20 protein-coding genes are annotated in these 18,678 nt (G+C 71.9%); 10 read left to right on the forward strand and 10 right to left on the reverse strand.

What is annotated here, in order from left to right:
• On the reverse strand, positions 1-301 hold a 301-nt coding region (locus ACZ7L5_RS31530; protein ID WP_471520951.1), incomplete at its 3' end, for a hypothetical protein.
• Positions 302-640: 339 nt separating this feature from the next.
• Between ACZ7L5_RS31530 and ACZ7L5_RS31535 the strand changes: the two genes are divergently transcribed.
• The 5 genes from ACZ7L5_RS31535 to ACZ7L5_RS31555 all read left to right on the forward strand — a co-directional run bounded on the left by ACZ7L5_RS31535 (position 641) and on the right by ACZ7L5_RS31555 (position 4,728).
• Positions 641-1,312 (forward strand): response regulator transcription factor, encoded by a 672-nt coding sequence (locus ACZ7L5_RS31535; protein WP_471521506.1) that lies wholly within the window; start codon positions 641-643, stop codon positions 1,310-1,312.
• A gap of 152 nt (positions 1,313-1,464) precedes the next feature.
• Positions 1,465-2,697 carry a cytochrome P450 gene (locus ACZ7L5_RS31540; protein WP_471520953.1) on the forward strand — a complete coding sequence of 411 codons (1,233 nt, stop codon included), beginning with the start codon at positions 1,465-1,467 and terminating at the stop codon, positions 2,695-2,697.
• A gap of 91 nt (positions 2,698-2,788) precedes the next feature.
• Positions 2,789-2,983: a ferredoxin gene (locus tag ACZ7L5_RS31545; protein WP_062710869.1), complete on the forward strand. Its 195-nt coding sequence runs from the start codon at positions 2,789-2,791 to the stop codon at positions 2,981-2,983.
• Complete coding sequence (locus ACZ7L5_RS31550; protein ID WP_471520955.1) at positions 2,980-4,173, forward strand: NAD(P)/FAD-dependent oxidoreductase; 1,194 nt, start codon at positions 2,980-2,982, stop codon at positions 4,171-4,173. Before ACZ7L5_RS31545 ends, ACZ7L5_RS31550 begins: the two co-directional genes overlap by 4 nt.
• A gap of 33 nt (positions 4,174-4,206) precedes the next feature.
• Positions 4,207-4,728, forward strand: coding sequence for a MarR family winged helix-turn-helix transcriptional regulator (locus tag ACZ7L5_RS31555; RefSeq protein WP_471520957.1), 522 nt, complete (start codon positions 4,207-4,209; stop codon positions 4,726-4,728).
• Between the two features lie 19 nt (positions 4,729-4,747).
• Here the strand turns inward: ACZ7L5_RS31555 and ACZ7L5_RS31560 are convergent, their stop codons facing one another.
• Positions 4,748-5,926: an MFS transporter gene (locus tag ACZ7L5_RS31560; protein ID WP_471521508.1), complete on the reverse strand. Its 1,179-nt coding sequence runs from the start codon at positions 5,924-5,926 to the stop codon at positions 4,748-4,750.
• A gap of 87 nt (positions 5,927-6,013) precedes the next feature.
• Between ACZ7L5_RS31560 and ACZ7L5_RS31565 the strand changes: the two genes are divergently transcribed.
• The 4 genes from ACZ7L5_RS31565 to ACZ7L5_RS31580 all read left to right on the forward strand — a co-directional run bounded on the left by ACZ7L5_RS31565 (position 6,014) and on the right by ACZ7L5_RS31580 (position 10,166).
• Positions 6,014-6,808, forward strand: a complete 795-nt coding sequence (locus tag ACZ7L5_RS31565; protein WP_471520959.1) for an AraC family transcriptional regulator — start codon at positions 6,014-6,016, stop codon at positions 6,806-6,808.
• 77 nt (positions 6,809-6,885) lie between these two features.
• Positions 6,886-7,266, forward strand: a complete 381-nt coding sequence (locus ACZ7L5_RS31570; RefSeq protein ID WP_471520961.1) for a DoxX family protein — start codon at positions 6,886-6,888, stop codon at positions 7,264-7,266.
• Entirely contained in the window at positions 7,263-7,721 is a 459-nt protein-coding gene (locus ACZ7L5_RS31575; RefSeq protein WP_471520963.1) for a peroxiredoxin, read from the forward strand. Before ACZ7L5_RS31570 ends, ACZ7L5_RS31575 begins: the two co-directional genes overlap by 4 nt.
• Before the next feature lie 108 nt (positions 7,722-7,829).
• Positions 7,830-10,166 (forward strand): ATP-binding SpoIIE family protein phosphatase, encoded by a 2,337-nt coding sequence (locus tag ACZ7L5_RS31580; RefSeq protein ID WP_471520965.1) that lies wholly within the window; start codon positions 7,830-7,832, stop codon positions 10,164-10,166.
• Here the strand turns inward: ACZ7L5_RS31580 and ACZ7L5_RS31585 are convergent.
• The 4 genes from ACZ7L5_RS31585 to ACZ7L5_RS31600 all read right to left on the reverse strand — a co-directional run bounded on the left by ACZ7L5_RS31585 (position 10,090) and on the right by ACZ7L5_RS31600 (position 12,786).
• On the reverse strand, positions 10,090-10,557 hold the full coding sequence (locus ACZ7L5_RS31585; protein ID WP_471520967.1) for an ATP dependent DNA ligase: 468 nt from the start codon (positions 10,555-10,557) through the stop codon (positions 10,090-10,092). The two genes, ACZ7L5_RS31580 and ACZ7L5_RS31585, sit on opposite strands and share 77 nt — an antisense overlap.
• 293 nt (positions 10,558-10,850) lie before the next feature.
• Positions 10,851-11,165, reverse strand: a complete 315-nt coding sequence (locus ACZ7L5_RS31590; protein WP_471520969.1) for an ATP-dependent DNA ligase — start codon at positions 11,163-11,165, stop codon at positions 10,851-10,853.
• A gap of 98 nt (positions 11,166-11,263) precedes the next feature.
• Positions 11,264-11,875, reverse strand: a complete 612-nt coding sequence (locus ACZ7L5_RS31595) for a DNA polymerase ligase N-terminal domain-containing protein (RefSeq protein ID WP_471520971.1) — start codon at positions 11,873-11,875, stop codon at positions 11,264-11,266.
• Between the two features lie 80 nt (positions 11,876-11,955).
• Entirely contained in the window at positions 11,956-12,786 is an 831-nt protein-coding gene (locus tag ACZ7L5_RS31600; RefSeq protein ID WP_471520973.1) for an aldo/keto reductase, read from the reverse strand.
• Between the two features lie 97 nt (positions 12,787-12,883).
• Between ACZ7L5_RS31600 and ACZ7L5_RS31605 the strand changes: the two genes are divergently transcribed.
• Positions 12,884-13,948: a LacI family DNA-binding transcriptional regulator gene (locus ACZ7L5_RS31605; protein ID WP_471521509.1), complete on the forward strand. Its 1,065-nt coding sequence runs from the start codon at positions 12,884-12,886 to the stop codon at positions 13,946-13,948.
• Here the strand turns inward: ACZ7L5_RS31605 and ACZ7L5_RS31610 are convergent.
• Genes ACZ7L5_RS31610 through ACZ7L5_RS31625 form a run of 4 tightly spaced genes read right to left on the reverse strand, consistent with a single transcriptional unit; the run spans position 13,911 to position 18,538 of the window.
• Entirely contained in the window at positions 13,911-15,311 is a 1,401-nt protein-coding gene (locus ACZ7L5_RS31610; protein ID WP_471520975.1) for a glycoside hydrolase family 32 protein, read from the reverse strand. The genes ACZ7L5_RS31605 and ACZ7L5_RS31610 overlap by 38 nt on opposite strands.
• Entirely contained in the window at positions 15,308-16,162 is an 855-nt protein-coding gene (locus tag ACZ7L5_RS31615) for a carbohydrate ABC transporter permease (RefSeq protein ID WP_471520977.1), read from the reverse strand. Before ACZ7L5_RS31615 ends, ACZ7L5_RS31610 begins: the two co-directional genes overlap by 4 nt.
• Positions 16,163-16,175: 13 nt before the next feature.
• Complete coding sequence (locus tag ACZ7L5_RS31620; RefSeq protein ID WP_471520979.1) at positions 16,176-17,132, reverse strand: carbohydrate ABC transporter permease; 957 nt, start codon at positions 17,130-17,132, stop codon at positions 16,176-16,178.
• Positions 17,129-18,538 carry an extracellular solute-binding protein gene (locus ACZ7L5_RS31625; protein WP_471520981.1) on the reverse strand — a complete coding sequence of 470 codons (1,410 nt, stop codon included), beginning with the start codon at positions 18,536-18,538 and terminating at the stop codon, positions 17,129-17,131. Before ACZ7L5_RS31625 ends, ACZ7L5_RS31620 begins: the two co-directional genes overlap by 4 nt.
• Positions 18,539-18,678 lie beyond the last annotated feature (140 nt).

The raw sequence follows: 18,678 nt of genomic DNA on the forward strand, positions 1-18,678 counted from the left end.
GCGCGATGCTCTCCGGCAGGAGTCGGCTCTCGCTCACCGCGCTGGGTGGGAGGCGTGCGCGATGGTGCCTGATGGTGGCCTGGAGGCATCGGCCATTGCGTGGGGTGGGGCCGATGGAGCCCTGGGCCGCGTGCGCGATGCTCTCCGGCAGGAGTCGGCTCTCGCTCACCGCGCTGGGTGGGAGGCGTGCGCGATGGTGCCTGATGGTGGCCTGGAGGCATCGGCCATGGCGCGGGGTGGGGCCGATGGAGCCCTGGGCTGCGTGCGCGATGCTCTCCGGCAGGAGTCGGCTCTCGCTCACCGCGCTGGGTGGGAGGCGTGCGCGATGGTGCCTGACGGTGGCCTGAAGGCATCCGCCCTTGCGCGGGGCGCCGCCCATGAGGCTCCCGGCCTCGCTCGCAGTGCCGTCCAGGAGGCACTCACGCCCGCCTCCGCCCTGGGCGCATCTGCCTTCGCCCGGCGCGCCGGCGATGAGGCACCCGCCCTCGCGCGCACCCCCGCCCCGCAGCCACCCACCTCCACCCCCACTCCCACCTCCACCCCCTCTCCCACCTCCACCCCCTCTCCCACCTCCACCCCCACTCCCACCCCCGCACCCCCCGAAAGCCGACTCGCCCTGGCCCGTGGGGCCGGTCAGCGGATCCTGGTCGTGGCCGGCGAAGCCGACCTCGCCGAACTGCTGTCGACCACACTCGAGTTGGCCGGCTACCGGATCAGCCTCAGCGGCACCGGCGTCGACGCGCTGGCGTGGATTGCGAAGCGGCGATTCGATCTGGTCGTCTTCGACACCGACGTGCCGGACATGGGGCGATTCAGTCGGGAGCACCGGCCCCGGCTTCCGTACCGCCCGCCCGTCCTCCTCCTCAGCGGATGCGACCGTCTGCACCGGCTCGTGCCCGAACTCGGTCCGGGGGAGCGGGACTACGTCACCAAGCCCTTCCGGGTGGCCGAAGTCCTCGCCAGGATCCAGGTCTTGCTGCGGGGCACCCGGCCGGGCCCGGCAAGGGGTCATCCGCTGCAGTACGGGGACCTCGTGCTGGACGACGCGGTGTGCCGGGCGTGGCGCGGGACGAGGGCGCTCGAACTCACGCCCGCGGAGTACCGGTTGCTGCGCCATCTCCTGGCCAACGCGCACCGGGTGCTGTCCAAGGAGCAGATCGGCCGCTCCGTCTGGGGAGACCACCGCGACGACAACGCGATCGAGCAACTCGTCTCACGGCTGCGCCGCAAGGTGGACCGGGATGCCCCGTCGCTGATCCACACGCGCCGGGGTTTCGGCTACTGGCTGGGCAGGGGCGAGAGCCGTACCTGAGCCCGGCGTCCCTGTGAGCTGAGCCACGTCAGCCTCCTGTCAGGAAACTGACCGAGTCGCGTCAGACCCCTCTGTTTGCCTGTGCTCATCGAGGCCTCGACGCTTCGCCCGGCGCTCGACCCCACCCGGAGCCCCCACATCCGAGGAGAACCATGGCCGACATCCTGACCGACCCCGCGCCCGAAGCGCCGGACGCCGTCCCCGAGTTCCCGATGCCCAGGGAGTCCCGCTGCCCCTTCGACCCGCCGCCCACCCTCAAACAGCTCCAGGAACAGGGCCCGCTGACCAAGGTGCGGCTGTGGGACGGCAGTGAGCCGTGGCTCGTGACCCGGTACGCCGAGCAGCGGGCACTGCTCGGCGACGCGCGCGTCAGCGCCGACACCGACAGCCCCGGCTATCCCACCAAGGCCAGCCCCGCCGCCGGCGAGGGCAAGCTCAGCTTCATCATGATGGATGACCCCGAACACGCCCGGCTGCGCCGGATGGTGACGGCGCCGTTCGCGGTCAAGAAGGTCGAGGCGCTGCGGCCCGCCGTGCAGCGCATCGTGGACGGCCTGATCGACGACATGCTGGCCGGCCCGTCCCCGGTGGACCTGGTGGACGTGTTCGCGCTGCCGATCCCGTCGCTGGTCATCTGCGAGCTGCTGGGCGTGCCCTACGAGGAGCACGACTTCTTCCAGGAGCACACCAGGACCATGGTCCGTACGACCGCCACGCCCGAGGAACGGGGCAGGGCGAGCCGTGACGTCGCGGGCTACCTCGCCGGACTCCTCGGCAAGCGGCTCGCCGAGCCGAAGGACGACCTGCTGTCGAGCATCGCCGGCCGCATCACCGCCGGTGAACTCACGCACCAGCAGGCGACCGAGATGGCCCTCCTCCTGCTGATCGCGGGTCACGAGACCACCGCGAACATGATCGCGCTCGGCACCCTGGCGCTGCTCCGGAACCCCGACCAGCTGGCCCTGCTGCGCGAGACCGACGACCCCAAGTTCGTCTCCGGGGCCGTCGAGGAACTCCTGCGCTACCTGCACATCACCCACCTCGGCCGGCGCCGAGCGGTGACCGAGGACATCGAGATCGGCGGCCAGGTGATCAAGGCGGGCGAGGGCGTCATCATGGTCAACGAGATCGGCAACCGCGACCCCGAGGTGTTCACCGAACCCGACCGCCTCGACCTCACCCGCGACGCCCGCCGCCACGTCGCCTTCGGCTTCGGCGTGCACCAGTGCCTGGGCCAGCCGCTGGCCCGGATGGAACTCCAGGTCGTCTACAGCACGCTCTACAAACGCATCCCGACGCTGAAACTGGCGGCCCCGGTCGAGGACCTCCGCTTCAAGACCGACGCGTTCATCTACGGCGTCCACGCACTGCCCGTCTCCTGGTGACGGCTCCCCCTCACCCGCACGCGAACAGAACCTCGCACACGAACAAAGTCCGTACACGAACAAAACCCCGTACGAAGAAGGGAATCCGGTCATGAAGGTGGAGCTGGAAGCCGACAAGTGTGTCGCGTCCGGACAGTGCGTGCTCGCCGCGATGGACGTGTTCGACCAGGATGACGACGGGATCGCGATCCTGCTCGACGAGCAGCCCGCCGCCGAACACCTCGACGGCGTACGCGAGGCCGTCGCGATCTGCCCGGCCGCCGCGATCCGGCTGGTGGACCAGTGAGGCGCGTCGTCGTCGTGGGTGCCTCGGCCGCCGGACTCGCGGCGGCCGAGACGCTCCGCCGCGAGGGCCACGACGGCACGCTCACCCTGGTGGGCGACGAGCCGCTCGCCCCGTACGACCGCCCCCCGCTGTCCAAGCACCTGCTGGCCGGCGAGTGGGAGCCCGAGCGGCTGGCGCTGCGTACTCCCGACGACCTGGCCGGTCTCGACCTCGACCTGCGCCTCGGGGTGGCCGCCACGGGCCTCCGACTCACCGACGGCACAGTGCAGTTGGCCGACGGTTCGACGGTGCCGTACGACGGCCTGATCGTGGCCACCGGGGTACGCCCGCGTCGCCTGCCGGGGCAGGGCGGGCATGTGCTGCGCACGCTGGACGACGCCGTGAGGCTGCGGGACCGGCTGACCCCCGGCAGGCGACTGGTCGTGGTCGGCGCCGGGTTCCTCGGGGCCGAGGCGGCCGCCGTCGCCTGGCGGCTGGGCTGCGAGGTGACGCTCCTCGAACCCGCCCCGGTGCCGCTCGCCCACGCCGTCGGCACGCAGGTCGGCGAGCTGCTGACGCGGGCGCATCTGGAACGGGGCGTGGACCTGCGCTGCGGCGTCACCGTCACCGAGGTGACGGAGAGGGGAGTGCGACTTGCCGACGGTGGACTGGTCGACGCCGACGAGGTGTTGATCGCGGTCGGCGCTCTGCCCAACACCGACTGGCTCGACGGCAGCGGGCTCACCATCGGCGACGGCGTGGTGTGCGACGAGTACTGCGAGGCCGCTCGCAACGTGTATGCCGCGGGCGACGTCGCCCGCTGGTACAACCCGCTGTTCGGCAAGTCGACGCGGATCGAGCACCGCACCAACGCCGCCGAGCAGGGGATGGCGGTCGCGCGCAACCTGCTCAACCCTGACGGACGCAAACCGTTCGCCCCTGTGCCGTACTTCTGGTCCGACCAGTACGACATGAAGATCCAGGCGTACGGCTTTCTGCGCGGCCACGACGAAGTGGCGATCGTGGACGGTGACCTGACGGAACGCCGGTTCGTCGCCGCCTACCGCACCGGCGAACGCGTGACCGGCGCGCTCGCGGTGGGCATGCCGCCCCGCGCGATCAGGCAGTGGCGACAGACGATCGCGTCCGGCACGAACTGGCTGGAGGCGGTGGGCGGGCAGGTGGCACGCGCCAGGCAAGCCGTAAATTAATTGAGTTACGCAATGAGATGGTAAAGTGGCCCCATGTCCACACCACCGCTCCCCGAACTCCCCGAGGCTCCCGCGTCCCGCGAAGTGATCGAGATCGAGCGCGCGCTCACCCGCATCACCTATCTGAGCACGCGGGCCCGGCAGCACGACCGGCTCATGGCCCTGGCCGACGTGCCGCTGGACCGGGCCGCCGTGGCGCTCCTGCGCCAGGTCTCCGACTCGGAGTCGCTGCGCCCCGGGGAGCTGGCCAACCGGCTCGGTGTGGAGGCCTCGCATGTGACGCGCACGGTGCAACAGCTGGAGAAGAGCGGCTACGTCACCAGGGTTCCTGACCCGCAGGACCGCCGCGCCCAGCGCATCGAGCTCACCGGGCCCGGCCGGCAGGCCATCGCCCGGGTCCGCGAGGCCGGCGCCCGCGGCATGCAGCTCGCCCTGTCCGACTGGACCCCCGACGAGCTGCGGCAGCTGGCCACCCTCTTCCACCGCATGGTCGACGACTTCCTCGCCCACGCCGTCGACGAGGACACCGAGCAGCAGCCGGCCGGCACCGTCTGACCCGCGGGCCACCGCACTCTCACGCCGACGCGGTGCGAGGGCGGTGACCGGAGGCCTCGGACCCCGGCGCGGCATCGGGCTCGGCCTGTCCGGGCGAGGCAGGCTCCCGCAGCCCGCGCAGCAGCAGTCGTCCCAGCACGGGCAGCGCGATGAGCGGGACCAGTGCCGTCCGCAGCGAGGTGGCATCGGCCAGCGCGCCGATCAAGGGAGCGGCGAGGCCGCCCACGCTGACGGCCAGCCCCAGCGTCACTCCACTCGCGGTGCCCACCCGGCGGGGCAGGTAGTCCTGGCCGAGCGTGACGTGCAGCGAGAACGGGACGTACAGGCCGGCCGACGTCAGGGCGACGAACAGATACACCGCCGGCCCGGGAACGAGCACCACCCCGGCCACCGCGAGCGCGGACAGCGCATAAGCGTGGCGTACGACCGTGATGCGCCCGTACCGCTCGGCGAGCCGGCCCCCGGCCACGGTGCCCACCGCGCCGCCCGCGTAGAGCACGCACAGTGCGGCCGTTCCGGCGACGTCTCCACCGTCGGTGCGCTGACGGACGTATAGCGAGACGAACGCGCTCAGGCCGACGAACACGATCGAGCGGCACACGATGGCGCCGGACAGCCGCAGGAACGACGGCCAGTCGTCGGTGCCGACCCCTTCGGCCCTGGGGCCGGTCGCGCCACGATCCGCTGCCGAACGCACCGCCCCGACGCACAGCGCGGCCCCCGCGAGGGCCGGTACGACCAGTAGCGGGGAGGCGCGCAGTCCGCCGGTGGCGATCACCGCCGCCACCAGCAGCGGTGCGAGGGCGAAGCCGACGTTGCCGCCGAGGGAGAACCAGCCCATCGCCGTATGACTGCCTCGCGAGGCGGCGCGGGCCGCGCGGGCCGCCTCCGGGTGGTAGGCGGCGACCCCGATCCCCGACACGGCGACCACGGCCAACGTGAGTGCGTAGGAACCCATGACGCCGCTCAGTGCGACACCCGCCCCGCCCAGCAGCGCGCTCAGCGGCAGCAGCCAGGGCATCGCCCACCGGTCGGTGAGCGCCCCGAACAGCGGCTGCACCACCGACGACAGCAGGGACGCGGCGAGCACGACGCCCGAGGCGGCGGCGTAGCTGTAGGCGCGCTCGGCGACGAAGAAGGGGACGAGGGCGGCGACGGCACCCTGGTACACGTCGACACAGGCATGGCCCAGGGACATCAGGGTGATCGCTCGGTTGCGTTTCTCGGTCACCCCGCGATCGTCGCCGCGCCCGGCAGTGGCCCGCTTCCGATAATCTGCCGAAGTATGTCGGACATCCGCCACACGCCGACCGCGCCGACCCGCGCCAAGGTCCTGGCCGCCGGGGAGCGTATCGACGCCCACCGGCACGACGACCACCAGATCGTCTACGCGGGCTCCGGCGTCCTCGCCGTCACCACCGACGCCGGCACGTGGGTCGCCCCCGGCAACCGCGCCATCTGGGTCCCCGCCGGCACCGTGCACGCGCACCGCGCCCACGGCCACCTCGACCTGTACCTGGTCGGCCTGCCCGCCGACGACAACCCTCCCCCAGACTCCGTCCGGGGGCACCCCCATCTCGCTTCGCTCGGCCTGGACGCCCCCACCGTGCTCGCCGTCAGCCCGCTCCTGCGCGAACTGATCCTCGCCTACACCCGCGACCCCGCCGACGACAGCCCCGAGCGCCACCGCCTGCTCGCCGTCCTGCGCGATCAACTGCGTGCCTCGCCCCAGCAGCCCCTGCGCCTGCCCACACCCGCGGATCCACGGCTCGCCGCGGTCTGCGCGCTTGTCCACGCCGACCCGGCCGACTCGCGCACCCTCGCCGCGCTCGGCGCCGCGACCGGGGCCGGCGAGCGCACCCTCAGCCGGCTCTTCCGTGCCGAGTTCGGCATGACCTTCCCGCAGTGGCGCACTCAGTCGCGCCTCTACCACGCGCTGCGGCTGCTCGCCGAGGACATTCCCGTCACCGCCGTCGCCCACCGCTGCGGATGGTCCTCCGCCAGCGCCTTCATCGACGTCTTCCGCCGCTCCTTCGGATACACGCCGGGAGCGCACAACCGCCGCACGGAACAGGGCTGATGACCGGCCAGGGGCGGGTGTCGGGCCTTGCCCTACCCTCCGGTAGCATCCGGCGGCAGGCCATCCAAGGAGGATCCGTGCCCCGGTCCGAACGCTCACCCCTGCTGCTCGCCGGCCTGCTGGCCACCTCGGGGGTCGCCCACTTCGCCGTCCCAGGCCAGTTCGACGCGGTCGTGCCGCGCGCCCTGCCGGGAAAGCCCCGGACCTGGACGTACGCCAGCGGTGTCGCCGAGCTCGCGCTCGCGGCCGGGGTGGCGCTGCCGCGCACCCGCAAGGTCGCCGCACTGGCAGCCGCCGGCTTCTTCGTCGGCGTGTTTCCCGCGAACGTGAAGATGGCCGTCGACTGGCGGCACCGGCCCACCCCGCAGAAGGCCGCGGCCATCGGCCGGCTGCCGCTGCAGATCCCCCTCGTGCTGTGGGCCCGCGGCGTCGCGAAGAACACGGAGGGACGGGCATGAGCGCACAGCTGAAGGTCGGCGACAAGGTCGAGGACTTCGCGCTCCCGGACGAGACCGGCACCACCCGCAGCCTCACCGAACTGCTCACCGAGGGACCGGTGGTGCTCTTCTTCTACCCCGCCGCCCTCACCCCCGGTTGCACCGCGGAGGCCTGTCACTTCCGTGATCTCGCCGCCGAGTTCGCCGCCGCCGGCGCACGTCCCGTGGGCATCAGCGGCGACGCGGTCGAACGCCAGCAGGAGTTCGCCGACCGGCACACGCTCGGCATGACCCTGCTGTCCGACGCCGACGGGAAGATCCGGGACCGGTTCGGTGTGACCCGCGGCTTTTCACTGGCCCCGACCAAACGGGTCACCTTCGTCATCGCCCAGGACCACACCGTCCTGGAGGTCGTCCGCAGCGAACTGCGGATGAACACCCACGCCGACCGGGCCCTCGCCGCGCTGCGCACGTGACCCGACGGCCGCCCGGGGCGCGGCGGCAGCGTGCGCCAAGGCGTGACGGGCGGTAACGGCTGGGCGTCGCGGTTGATGCGGTACGGCCGAGGACTCATGCTGGACCACATGGAGCGCGTCTCCGCTGCGGTGATCCTTGATGCCCAGGGTGTGGTCAAGGGGTGGAGCGAAGGTGCCCTGCGGCTGACCGGGCGCACGGCCGAGGAGGTCGTAGGACGGCCCGCGCGCGAACTGCTCGCCGAGGAACCGCCGCCCGCGGCCGTCGCGGCTCTGGCCGGCACCGTCGTGCTGCGCCACCGGGACGGCTCGCACGTGCTCCTGGTGCTGCGGGCGCACAGCATGCTGGGCGAGGACGGCGCCCCCGACGGCTACATGGTCGTCGGTGAACCCGCCGAAGGGCCCGAGCCCACCGTCGCCGAGTGGGCCTTCCAGCAGGCCTCGATGTCGATGTCCGTCTTCGACACCCGGCAGCGCTACCTGCGGCTCAACGATGTCGCCTGCCAGGTGATGGGCGTGCCCGAAGAGGTCCTGATCGGCCGGCCCTTCCCGGAGACCGTGGAGGAGGCGGAGCACAGCCGCGGCTTCCACTGGCATCTGCGGCAGGTCGCCGAGACGGGCCGGCCCGTCCGCTACGAGAGCTTCACGGGAGCCCCGGCCCTGAACCGGGAGCACGCCTGGAGCATCCAGATGTGGCCCGTACGGGACACCTCCGGCGACGTCGTGGGCACGGCCCTGGCGGCGTTCGACAGCTCCGACCAGTACTGGGCGCGGGAGCGGCTGGCCCTGCTGAACGAGGCGGCGGCCGCCATCGGCACGACCCTGGACGTCGTGCGCACCGCCGAGGAACTGATCGGGATCATGGTGCCCCGGTTCGCCGACTTCGCCAGCGTCGACCTGTTCGACTGGGTCATGGGATCGGAGGAGCCCCCGGCCCTGGCCGGCACCGACATCGCCCTGCGCCGCGTCGCCCACGGCTCCGACACCGAGGGCACCCCGGAAGCGGCCGTGCACCTGGGAGGGGTGGACCACTACTCGCCCTTCTCGCCACCGGCGCGGGCCATCCTCGACGGCGGCGTGATCCAGAGTCAGGCGGGCGAGCCGGCGTTCATGCGGTGGATCGAGGAACGCAACGCCCGCGCTCCGTCCGGCCGGCGCCACCGAGTGGGCGCCCACTCGATGATGGCCGTGCCGCTGCGGGCCCGTGGCACCACGCTCGGTGTCGCGGTCGCCGTGCGCATCCGGCAGTCGGACGACTACGGAGCGGACGACGCCGTGTTCGCCGAGGAACTCGCCAGCCGCGCGGCCGTCTGCATCGACAACGCCCGCCGCTTCGCCCGGGAGCGCACCACGGCACTCGCCCTGCAGCACAACCTGCTGCCCCGCGGACTGCCCGGACAGGCGGCCGTCGAGGTGGCGCACCGCTATCGGCCGTCCGGATCGCAGGCCGGCATCGGTGGCGACTGGTTCGACGTGATCCCGCTGTCCGGTGGCCGCGTCGCCCTCGTCGTCGGTGACGTCGTCGGACACGGCATTCCGTCGTCGGCGACCATGGGCCGCCTGTGCACGGCCGTACGCACCCTCGCCGACGTGGACCTGCCGCCCGACGAACTCCTCACCCACCTCGACGACCTGGTCACCCACCTCGCGGGCGACGACAGCGACGAGGTCGCCGAACTGGGCGCTACCTGCCTCTACGCCGTCTACGACCCCGTGAGCCGCTGCCTCAGCCTCGCCGCCGCGGGCCATCCGCCACCGGCCCTCGTGCTGCCCGACGGCACCACCCGGATCGTCGAGATGAGCGCGGGACCCCCGCTCGGCGTCGGCGGGCTGCCCTTCGAGGCCGTGGAGGTGGAACTGCCCGAGGGGTCCCTGGTCGCCCTGTACACGGACGGTCTCATCGAGGACCGCGACCGCGACATCGACCACGCCACCGTCGAACTGTGCCGCGCGCTGACCGCGCCCGCCGAGAGCCTGGACGCCCTGTGCGACACGGTCCTCAAGGCCGTCCTCCCGGAGGACCCCAGCGACGACGTGGCCCTGCTGCTGGCCCGCACCCGGGCCCTGGGCGCGGACCGCATCGCCACCTGGGACGTCCTGCCGGACCCCGAATACGTGGCGAGAACCCGGCAGGCCGCCACCGACCAGCTGACCGCGTGGGGCCTCGACGAGGCGGCCTTCGTCACCGAACTCGTCGTCAGCGAACTCGTCACCAACGCGATCCGGTACGGCGCACCGCCCATCCAACTGCGCCTGATCCGCGACCGCACCCTCATCTGCGAGGTCTCCGACGGCAGTTCCACCTCCCCGCACCTGCGCCGGGCCCACGCCTACGACGAGGGCGGACGCGGACTGCTCCTCGTCGCGCAGCTCACCCAGCGCTGGGGCAGCCGGCAGACAGGCAGCGGCAAGACGATCTGGGCGGAACAGCCGCTGCCGCCGGTGTGATCCCCGAACCGGTGTGATCCCTCGCAGAGCCGTCAGGGTTCACCGGCACATCCGCCGACTTCAGCCGTCGGCCCGCCCCGACCACCGTTCCCGTACGACCTCCTCGGCCGCCTTGTCGTTCGGCAGCCCCGCAGCCCCAAGTACCGCGCATGGCGCAGCATGCCGTCGCGGTCCACTCCGTGAAGTCGACCTGCGCGACCGGTTCCGGCCTCGCCCACCGCGCCCCCGCCTCCCGCACCCGGCCGTCTAACGGCGAGGCGGCGACACGCAGACCGTCCAGGCGCTCGCGCAGATCGAGCAGCGCGGACCGGCCGAAACCGGTACCGACCTTCCCCGCGTATCGCAGGCGCCCGTGCTCGTAGTGACCGAGCAGCAGCGCACCAAGCCCCACCCGGCTCCCGGCCGGCTCGGTGAAGCCGCCGACGACGAACTCCTGCCCCTGTGAGCACTTAAGCTTGAGCCAGTCCCGGGACGGGCGCGGCTGGTAGTGCCCGTCGGCTTGGCGATCAGCCCCTCCCAGCCTTGGGCGCAGGAGGCGGCCGGCAACTCGGCGCCGCCCTCGTTGCGGTAGGGCGTCATGCGCAGCGGGTGCGGTAGGCCAGAGCGCGGCACAGCAGGGACTTGCGGGCCCTGAGCGGCAGCCGCGTGGTGTCCTGGCCGTCCAGCCCGAGCAGGTCGAAGACGTTACGTCACGGCGACACCGGCCGCCTCTACGTCCTGCCGCCGGGTCAGGCCCATGCGCTGCTGGAGTCGGGCGAAGTCGGTCCGGCCCCGGGAGGACGCGACGATCTCCCCGTCGACCGTGAAGTCCGAACAGCCCTGCCCGCCCAGTGCGTCCACGACCTCCGGATACGTGTCGTCGAGCCGGCGGCCGGTGCGGGAGAGAAGCGAGCCCCGGTCGCCCGCACGCACCGCCGGCACCCGGACCCCGTCCAGTTTCCGTTCGAAGAGCCACTCCTCGCCGGAGAAGTCCCGCCGATCGCTGAGCGTGGCGAGCATCGGCTCCGCGGCCAGGTCAGCTCCCGGGCGCGCCCCGCTCAGCAGCCGGCGCCGCGCTGCTCGGCGGGGAGCGAGTCCAGGAGACCGGTCGCCACCGCTCACCCCGTGTCGCCCTCGGCGGCGACCTGGCCGAGCGTACGGCCGGTCCGCACCGAACGCGCCCGGTGCGGGTCGGGCGTGCCGTGTCCGCGCGTGCGTCCCTTACCGGCCTTCACCAGCAGCCACGCCTCACGGTCACCGTCCTCCCCGCTGCGGAACCGGGTGAGGGCGTACTCGCCGTGCAGCTTCGAGCCGCTCAGCCGGAAGGTGGCATGGCCGCCCTCGAGCGACTCGCCGAAGTCGACCGGCCGCCCCTTGCGGTCATGGCTGAGCGGCTCATACGTCCCGTTGTCCCAGACGATCACCGTGCCGCCGCCGTACTCGCCCTTCGCGATCACGCCCTCGAAGTCCTCGTACTCCAGCGGATGATCCTCGGTGGGCATGGCGAGCCGCTTGTCATGGGGGTCGTCGGAGGGCCCCTTGGGGACCGACCAGGACTTCAGTACGTCGTCCACCTGCAGCCGGAAGTCGAAGTGCAGGGTGCTCGCGTCATGGATCTGCACCACGAAGCGCGGCTGAGTACCGGAGGCCGTCGAGCGGCCCTCGGGTTCACGGGTCCGCCCGAAGTCACGCTTGCCGCGATAGTCCCGCAGCCGGTCCTTCTCGCCCACGGTCGCCTCCTTCCTGAGCGCCCCGAGTACCCCGCGCCGTGTCCCCGACGCCCGCCGGGGGCCCGGTCGGCCACGCCCGCTCAGAACTCCTCGTGCACCGCGGGGTCGCCGCCGAGGCGCCGCTGGGCGCGGTCGGTGAGGGCGGCCATTCGGGTGTCGTCCAGGGCGAACCCGAAGATGTCGAGGTTCTCGCGCTGCCGCCCCGGGCTCGCCGACTTGGGGATGGGCAGGGCGCCCAGCTGGGTGTGCCAGCGCAGGACGACCTGCCCTGGAGTCACCCCGAGGCCGTCGGCGATACCCCGCACGACCGGGTCCTCCAGGAGGCTGGAGCCGCGGCCCAGCGGGCTCCAGCTCTCGGTGACGATGCCCTTCCCGGAGTGGAAGGCGCGCAGCTCGTCCTGTGGGAACATCGGATGCAGCTCGATCTGGTTGACGGAGGGCAGGACCCCGGTCTCCTTCTCCAGCCGGTCGATGTGTGCGGGCGTGAAGTTGGAGACCCCGATCGACCGGACGAGGCCGTCCTCGCGCAGCTTGATCATGGCCTTCCAGGAGTCGACGTACTTGTCGACCCGGGGGAGCGGCCAGTGGATGAGGTAGAGGTCCACGTAGTCCAGGCCGAGGCGGGCGCGGGACTCCTCGAAGGAGGCGAGGGTCTCCTCGTAGCCGTGATGCCGGCCGGGAAGCTTGGTCGTCACGGCGATCTCCTCGCGGGGCACGCCGCTGCCCGCGACGCCACGGCCGACGCCGGTCTCGTTGCGGTAGTTCGTCGCCGTGTCCACCAGGCGGTACCCCACTTCCAGGGCGCCACGAACCGCCTCCTCGGCCTGCGCGTCGTCCATCGGCCAGGTGCCGAGACCGAGGGCGGGGAGAGTCGTACCGTCGTTGAGCGTGTGGGTCGGGATGCTGATCACTTCCGGACCTTCCCTTGACTGTGTCGTGCATCCAGCGTCACGGATAGGGTGAGCCGTGATCAACCGGAACGGCGGGGGGACGAGGGCAGCGGACGTCATGGGCGGCATGGAGGAGAAGCAGCCGACGGGTTCGGCACGTCCGACGTCACGCGACGTCGCCCGGCTCGCCGGGGTGTCGCACACGGCGGTCTCCTTCGTCTTCAACGGCCGCGCCGAGGGCAACCTCTCGCCGGCCACGCAGGAACGCATCCGGCAGGCGGCCACGCAGCTCGGCTACCGCCCCGACCCCGTCGCCCGCGGCCTGCGCCGCCGCCGGACGGCCGTGATCGGCCTGGTCACCGACGAGATCGCCTCCTCGCCCTTCGCCGGCCGGCTGCTGCGCGGCGCCATGGAAACCGCCTGGGGGAGCGAGCACCTCGTGCTGACCATCGACTCCGGCGGCGACCCCGCCAAGGAGGACGCCGCCGTTGCCGAACTCCTCGACCGACGCGTGGACGGCATCATCTACGCGGCCATGTCCCTGCGTCGCGTCCGCGTCCCCGAGGGCCTGCACCGCACCCACTCCGTCCTCGCCAACTGCCTGCCCGAGGACGACTCCCTGCCCGCGGTCATCCCCGCCGAGCGCGCGGGCGGCCGTACGGCGGCGCGGCTGCTGCTGGACGAGGGGCACCGCAGGGTCGCCATGGTGGGCGGGCAGGACGACATCGCCTCCGTCGACCGGCTGCGCGGCTTCCGGGACGCACTGCGCGCCGAGGGGGTCACCGTTCCCAAGGAGTGGGTCGTGCGCACCGGCGGCGAGATCACCGGCGGGTACGAGGGCGCGCTGCGGGTCCTCGACGGCGTGCCCGCCGACCTGCGTCCCACCGGGATCTTCTGCTACAACGACCGGGTCGCGGCGGGCGCCCTGCACGCCGCGACCCGGCTCGGCATCGCCGTCCCCGGCGAGCTGTCGGTGGTCGGCTACGACGACCAGGAACACATGGCCGAGTTCCTCACCCCGCCCCTCACCACCGTCGCGCTGCCCCACCGGGCGATGGGCGACGCCGCCGCACGGCTGGTCCTCGACGCCATCGACACCGGCAGGACGCCGCCCGCGACGGTGCGGCGCCTGGCCTGCCCGGTGATCAGTCGCGCGTCGGTGGGACCAGCTCCCAGCCGGTGACCGCGATCGAAGCGCCGGTCACCACGAGTTCGGCCACGTCGTCCGGTCGCCGGTAGACCCGCTCGGTGACCGTCGCCCGGTCGCCGACGAACAGCTCGAACAGCGAGCCGTCGACGAGGATCCGCACCTCGCCGGCCGGGGCCCGCACCACGATCGGCCCCGATCCCTCGCGTCCTGTCCGTGGCCAGTCGCCGCGGTCGAGCGTCACGGTGCCGGCTTCCGGGTCCAGGACGACAGTCAGCTCGGCGCCCGAGGCGGACCGGAGCAGGCCGACGGTGGTGCGGCCGGACGCGGCGACGGTCAGGTCGTACGCCTCCGGCAGCGCGGTTCGACGGTCCGCCGACGTGGCGAACGGCTCCGCCGCACGCAGCAGTTCGAGCTCCGGCGCCGGTACGACCCGCAGGGCCCCGTCCGGATGCACGTCCACGACCCTCGGCGCGGTCAGGACCCCGGCCCAGCCCACTCGATCGACCTCGCCCTGCTCGCGGGCCTCCCACGACCAGCCCCACATCAACGCCCGGTCCGGCTCCTGGAGCACGGCGGGCGCGTAGAAGTCCCGCCCGTGGTCGAGCCGTCCGCCGGTGCGGGACTCGAAGTGCAACTCGCCCTCACCGTACGGCTGGAGACGCCCCGTCAGATAGCCGGTGGTGCAAGGGCTTCCGTCCCACAGCGACAGCACCAGCACCCAGTCGCCGCCCGCCGTCGAGTACAGCTGCGGACACTCCCAGCCCACCGCCCCGTCCCCGAAGGCATCCGCCGCGACCGGGTCGTCGCCGTCCAGGAACACCCCCGCGAACCGCCAGTCCGCCAGGTCGTCACAGTCGTACAGCAGCACCGACGGCGTCCCGTCGGCGTGCCCTGCGCCGACCAGTGCCCAGCGGCGTCCGCCGCTGCTGAACACGAACGGGTCGCGGAACATCACCACATCGAGGTCGGCGGGCGGGCCGGTCACGACCGGTGTCGGCAGCGGCTTCCAGTCGGTGAGCGTCTCGTCCTCCGGGACCACCGCGCGCGCCAGGCAGATCGTGCCGAGGCCGGTGTGGTGGCGGTCGACGCCCGTGTACACCGCGGCCGGTGTGCCGTCGTCGTCGACCACGCACCCGGACCAGCAGCCCGCCTCGTCCGGGCCGCCGGGCGTCGGGGTGAGCGCGATCGGATGGTGCTCCCACCGGACCAGGTCGGCGCTGGAAACGTGTCCCCAGTGGACGTTCGCGTGCACAGGAGCGGCGGGGTTGTGCTGGTAGAAGAGGTGATGGCGGCCCCGCCAACGGAAGGGCCCGTTGGGGTCGTTGATCCAGTTGGCGGGTGGACGCACCCGGAAGCGCGGGGCGCTGGGGTCCGGGGACTGAGCGGTGAGGCTCAACGGTTGACTCCTGCGGACGTGATGCCCTCACGCAGAGGGCGCTGACCGACGACGAACACGGCGACGGCGGGGATCATGGAGAGGACGACACCGGCGAGCACCACGGAGATGGAGCCGGTGCCCAGGTTGCCCTGGAGGGAGACGAGACCCAGCGGCAGCGTGTAGTTCTGGCCGGAGGTTTCCAGGATCAGCGGGCGGAAGAACTCGTTCCAGTGGTAGTTGAAGGCCAGCACACCGACGATCGCGAGACCGGGCGCGGCCAGCGGCGCGTACACGGACCGGAAGATCCGCCATGGCCCGCAGCCGTCCAGCATCGCCGCCTCGCCCAGGTCCTTGGGCATGCCCAGGAAGTACTGGCGCATCAGGAAGGTGCCGAACGCGGTCGGGAACGCCGGGATGATCAGACCGAGCAGGGTGTCGGTGAGCCCCATCGACTTCAGCACCAGGAACACCGGCACGATCGTGACCTGCAACGGCACCATCATGGTCGCGAGGGCCAGCCCGAACAGCGGCTTCTTGAACCGGAACTCGAGACGCGCGAAGGCGTAACCGGCCAGTCCCGCCGTGATCATCTGGCCCACCGCGATCAGCGCGGTCACCAGCGTCGAGTTCAGGGCGAGCAGCCATACGTCGATCTGGTCGAAGACTCCGCGGTACGCCTCGACGGACGGGTCCGTCGGGATGATCCGCGGCGGCAGGTCGAAGGCCTCGGCCGGGGTGCGCAGTGAGGTGGAGACGGTCCACAGGACCGGGCCCAGGGTCAGCAGCGCGCACGCCGCCAGCGCGGCGATCCGGGCCCACGGCGCTAGCGAGTGCCGGGTGCGGCTCAGGGACAGGGTTGCTTGGCTCATGGAACTCACCGGCTCACTGGTAGTGGACGAAACGCCGGCTGAGCCGGAACTGGAGGGCGGTGACCGCCATGATCAGCACGAACAGCAGCACACCCACCGCCGAGGCCTCGCCGAACCGCAGCTGCTCGAAGGCGCTCTCGTAGATCACCATCACCGCGGTGCGGGTGGCGTCACCGGGACCGCCGTTGGTGAGGACGTACGGCTGCTCGAAGACCTGGAGCGCGTTGATGATGCCGACCACCGACGCGACCAGCAGCGTGGGCGAGAGCAGGGGGAGCGTGATGCCCAGGTGCTTGCGCAGACCGGTCGCGCCGTCGAGTGAGGCGGCCTCGTGGACCTCCTTGGGGATGTTGTTCAGGCCTCCGACGAACAGCAGGAACGAGAAGCCGAACTGCTGCCAGACGTAGACCAGGATCACCGTGGCCATCGCCGCGTTCTCGGACGTCAGCCAGGGCACCGGAGCCACCCCGACGAGCCCCAGGAGCCAGTTCACGACCCCGAAGTCCTGGTTGAACAGGTACTTCATCACCACCGAGATCGACGCGGCGGACAGCACCAGCGGGAAGAAGAACGCCGACCGGAACACCGAGCGCAGCCACACCGGCATCCGCCCGTTCACCGCCAGGGCCAGCACCAGCGCGATCAGCAGTTGCAGTGCCACCGCGAACACCATGAAGACGAGCGTGTTGCGGAAGGAGACCAGCACGGTCGAGTCGGTGAAGGCCTCACGGTAGTTGGCGGCCCCGGCGAAGCGCGGGGAGTCGATGACGTTCCAGTGGAAGAGGCTCAGCACCACCGATCCGACGATCGGTACGACCGTGAAGACGACGATGCCGACGATCGTGGGCGCCAGGAACAGCGTGGCCAGCAGGTGCGCGCCGCGGTCGCGGGCGGAGGGGCGGGCCGTGGGTGCCGACGGAGCGGCCGGCCGCTTCGGCCGTACGGCGGCCGGTATCCGGGTGTTCGTCATACGTCACGCTCCATGGCCTTCTCCAGATCGCCCTGCATCCGGCGCAGCGCGGGGCCCACCGCACGCCGCGAGGAGAGTGCGGTACCGGTGTGCTTGAGCAGTACCTGCTCGACCTCGGCGACCTGCGGCGGCGCCGGGATCGGCCCGGTGTCGGGGAACTGGTCGAGGGTGTCGTAGAAGACCTGCCAGCGGTTCGGGCCGGTCTCGCGGTAGCGGTCGGCGGTCAGCATCGAGCGGCGCGCCGGGGTGGTCTGGTTGGTCATGAACAGCCGCGTCAGGGTGTCGTGGCGGGCGGCGTACTTGATGAACTCCCAGGCCTCCTCCTGCCGCTTCGACGTGCGCAGCAGCGCGTAGCCGGCGGCGCCGTACTGCATGCGCTGGGTGCGCCAGCGCGGGAAGTACTGCACGTCGAAGCCGCCGGCCGGCATCCCGGCCTGATGCAGGCCGCCCGCCCAGAAGCCGCCCGCGGGCGTGACCCCGACCCGGCCGGTGGAGAACACACCGATCAGGTTCTGGCCGTTGCCGCCCTCGGGACGGGTGCACAGCCCCTCCTGGATGAGGGAGGCGAGATAGTCGTACGCCTCCTCGACGCGGGCGTCGGTGGCCTGCGGCGTCGTCCACCGGAAGCCGCCCCCGCGTCCCTGTCGCTGGGCGGCAGGGTAGAAGGAGTCCCACAGCCAGCCGCCACCGGGTGCCTTGGACTCGGCGAGCAGGTTGGTGTCGTTGGCGAACAGCCAGGGCACCACGCCGCCCCACAACCGGTTGGTCCAGAAGTACGGCGTGAACTGGGAACCACTGGACCGCTTCATGTCCCGCAGCAGCGCGGTGAAGTCGTCGCGGGTCCAGCCGGCCGCCGGGAAGGCGGCCCCCGCCCGCTCCAGCACCTGGTTGTTGAGGTACATGTCGGCGGCGTTGAACTCGACCGGCAGCTGGTAGAGGCTGCCCTCGTACATCATCGACTCCACCAGCGAGGGATGGACGTCGGCGAAGTACTCGCGCAGCTCCTCGGCGTCCCGCCGCACCCAGTCGTCGAGCGGGACCCCGAGACGCTGCGCGAACAGCTGGACGCCCTCGGTGGCGACGTAGACGAGGTCGGGCGCCGTGCCCGCCGCGATCTGGGTGAGGATTTTCGCGAAGAAGTCCGACCAGTCGACGGCCTGCACGGCGTTGATCCGCAGCTTGATGTCGGGGTGGACCTTGCCGAAGCCCTCGGTGAGCGTGCGGACGGCCTCCGGTCCGTAGGCGGGGCCGAGCGTGGCGACGACGAGCGAGCCGTCGTTGCGGCCGGGGATGTCGGCTCCGGTGAGCCGCTCCCAGCTCGCGGCGGTGCCCGCCAGCGCGGCGGCTCCCGCGCCGTAGGCGCCGTACCGCAGCAGGGTGCGGCGGGTGAGGTGCGAGTCGGTCATCTGAACGGGCCTAACTCGTGTTAGTCGAGTAGTGATGCCCCAGATGATGGGAAGCGGGCCAGGGCCCTGTCAATAGGTGCGAACCACTTGACCTTTAACGAGTTAGGTCCCAAAGTCCTGATCCCACGAGCCACCGTTCT

The sequence above is a fragment of the Streptomyces sp. NPDC107528 genome (genome assembly GCF_055639295.1).

Excerpts from the sequence above, each read along its gene's own strand:
- ACZ7L5_RS31560 (WP_471521508.1), bottom strand. The coding sequence starts at position 5,926 with ATGTCCCTGGGCCATGCCTGTGTCGACGTGTACCAGGGTGCCGTCGCC.
- ACZ7L5_RS31575 (WP_471520963.1), top strand. The coding sequence starts at position 7,263 with ATGAGCGCACAGCTGAAGGTCGGCGACAAGGTCGAGGACTTCGCGCTC.
- ACZ7L5_RS31615 (WP_471520977.1), bottom strand. The coding sequence starts at position 16,162 with ATGAGCCAAGCAACCCTGTCCCTGAGCCGCACCCGGCACTCGCTAGCG.
- ACZ7L5_RS31565 (WP_471520959.1), top strand. The coding sequence starts at position 6,014 with ATGTCGGACATCCGCCACACGCCGACCGCGCCGACCCGCGCCAAGGTC.
- ACZ7L5_RS31555 (WP_471520957.1), top strand. The coding sequence starts at position 4,207 with ATGTCCACACCACCGCTCCCCGAACTCCCCGAGGCTCCCGCGTCCCGC.
- ACZ7L5_RS31540 (WP_471520953.1), top strand. The coding sequence starts at position 1,465 with ATGGCCGACATCCTGACCGACCCCGCGCCCGAAGCGCCGGACGCCGTC.
- ACZ7L5_RS31620 (WP_471520979.1), bottom strand. The coding sequence starts at position 17,132 with ATGACGAACACCCGGATACCGGCCGCCGTACGGCCGAAGCGGCCGGCC.
- ACZ7L5_RS31580 (WP_471520965.1), top strand. The coding sequence starts at position 7,830 with ATGGAGCGCGTCTCCGCTGCGGTGATCCTTGATGCCCAGGGTGTGGTC.
- ACZ7L5_RS31545 (WP_062710869.1), top strand. The coding sequence starts at position 2,789 with ATGAAGGTGGAGCTGGAAGCCGACAAGTGTGTCGCGTCCGGACAGTGC.
- ACZ7L5_RS31625 (WP_471520981.1), bottom strand. The coding sequence starts at position 18,538 with ATGACCGACTCGCACCTCACCCGCCGCACCCTGCTGCGGTACGGCGCC.
- ACZ7L5_RS31605 (WP_471521509.1), top strand. The coding sequence starts at position 12,884 with ATGGGCGGCATGGAGGAGAAGCAGCCGACGGGTTCGGCACGTCCGACG.
- ACZ7L5_RS31590 (WP_471520969.1), bottom strand. The coding sequence starts at position 11,165 with ATGCTCGCCACGCTCAGCGATCGGCGGGACTTCTCCGGCGAGGAGTGG.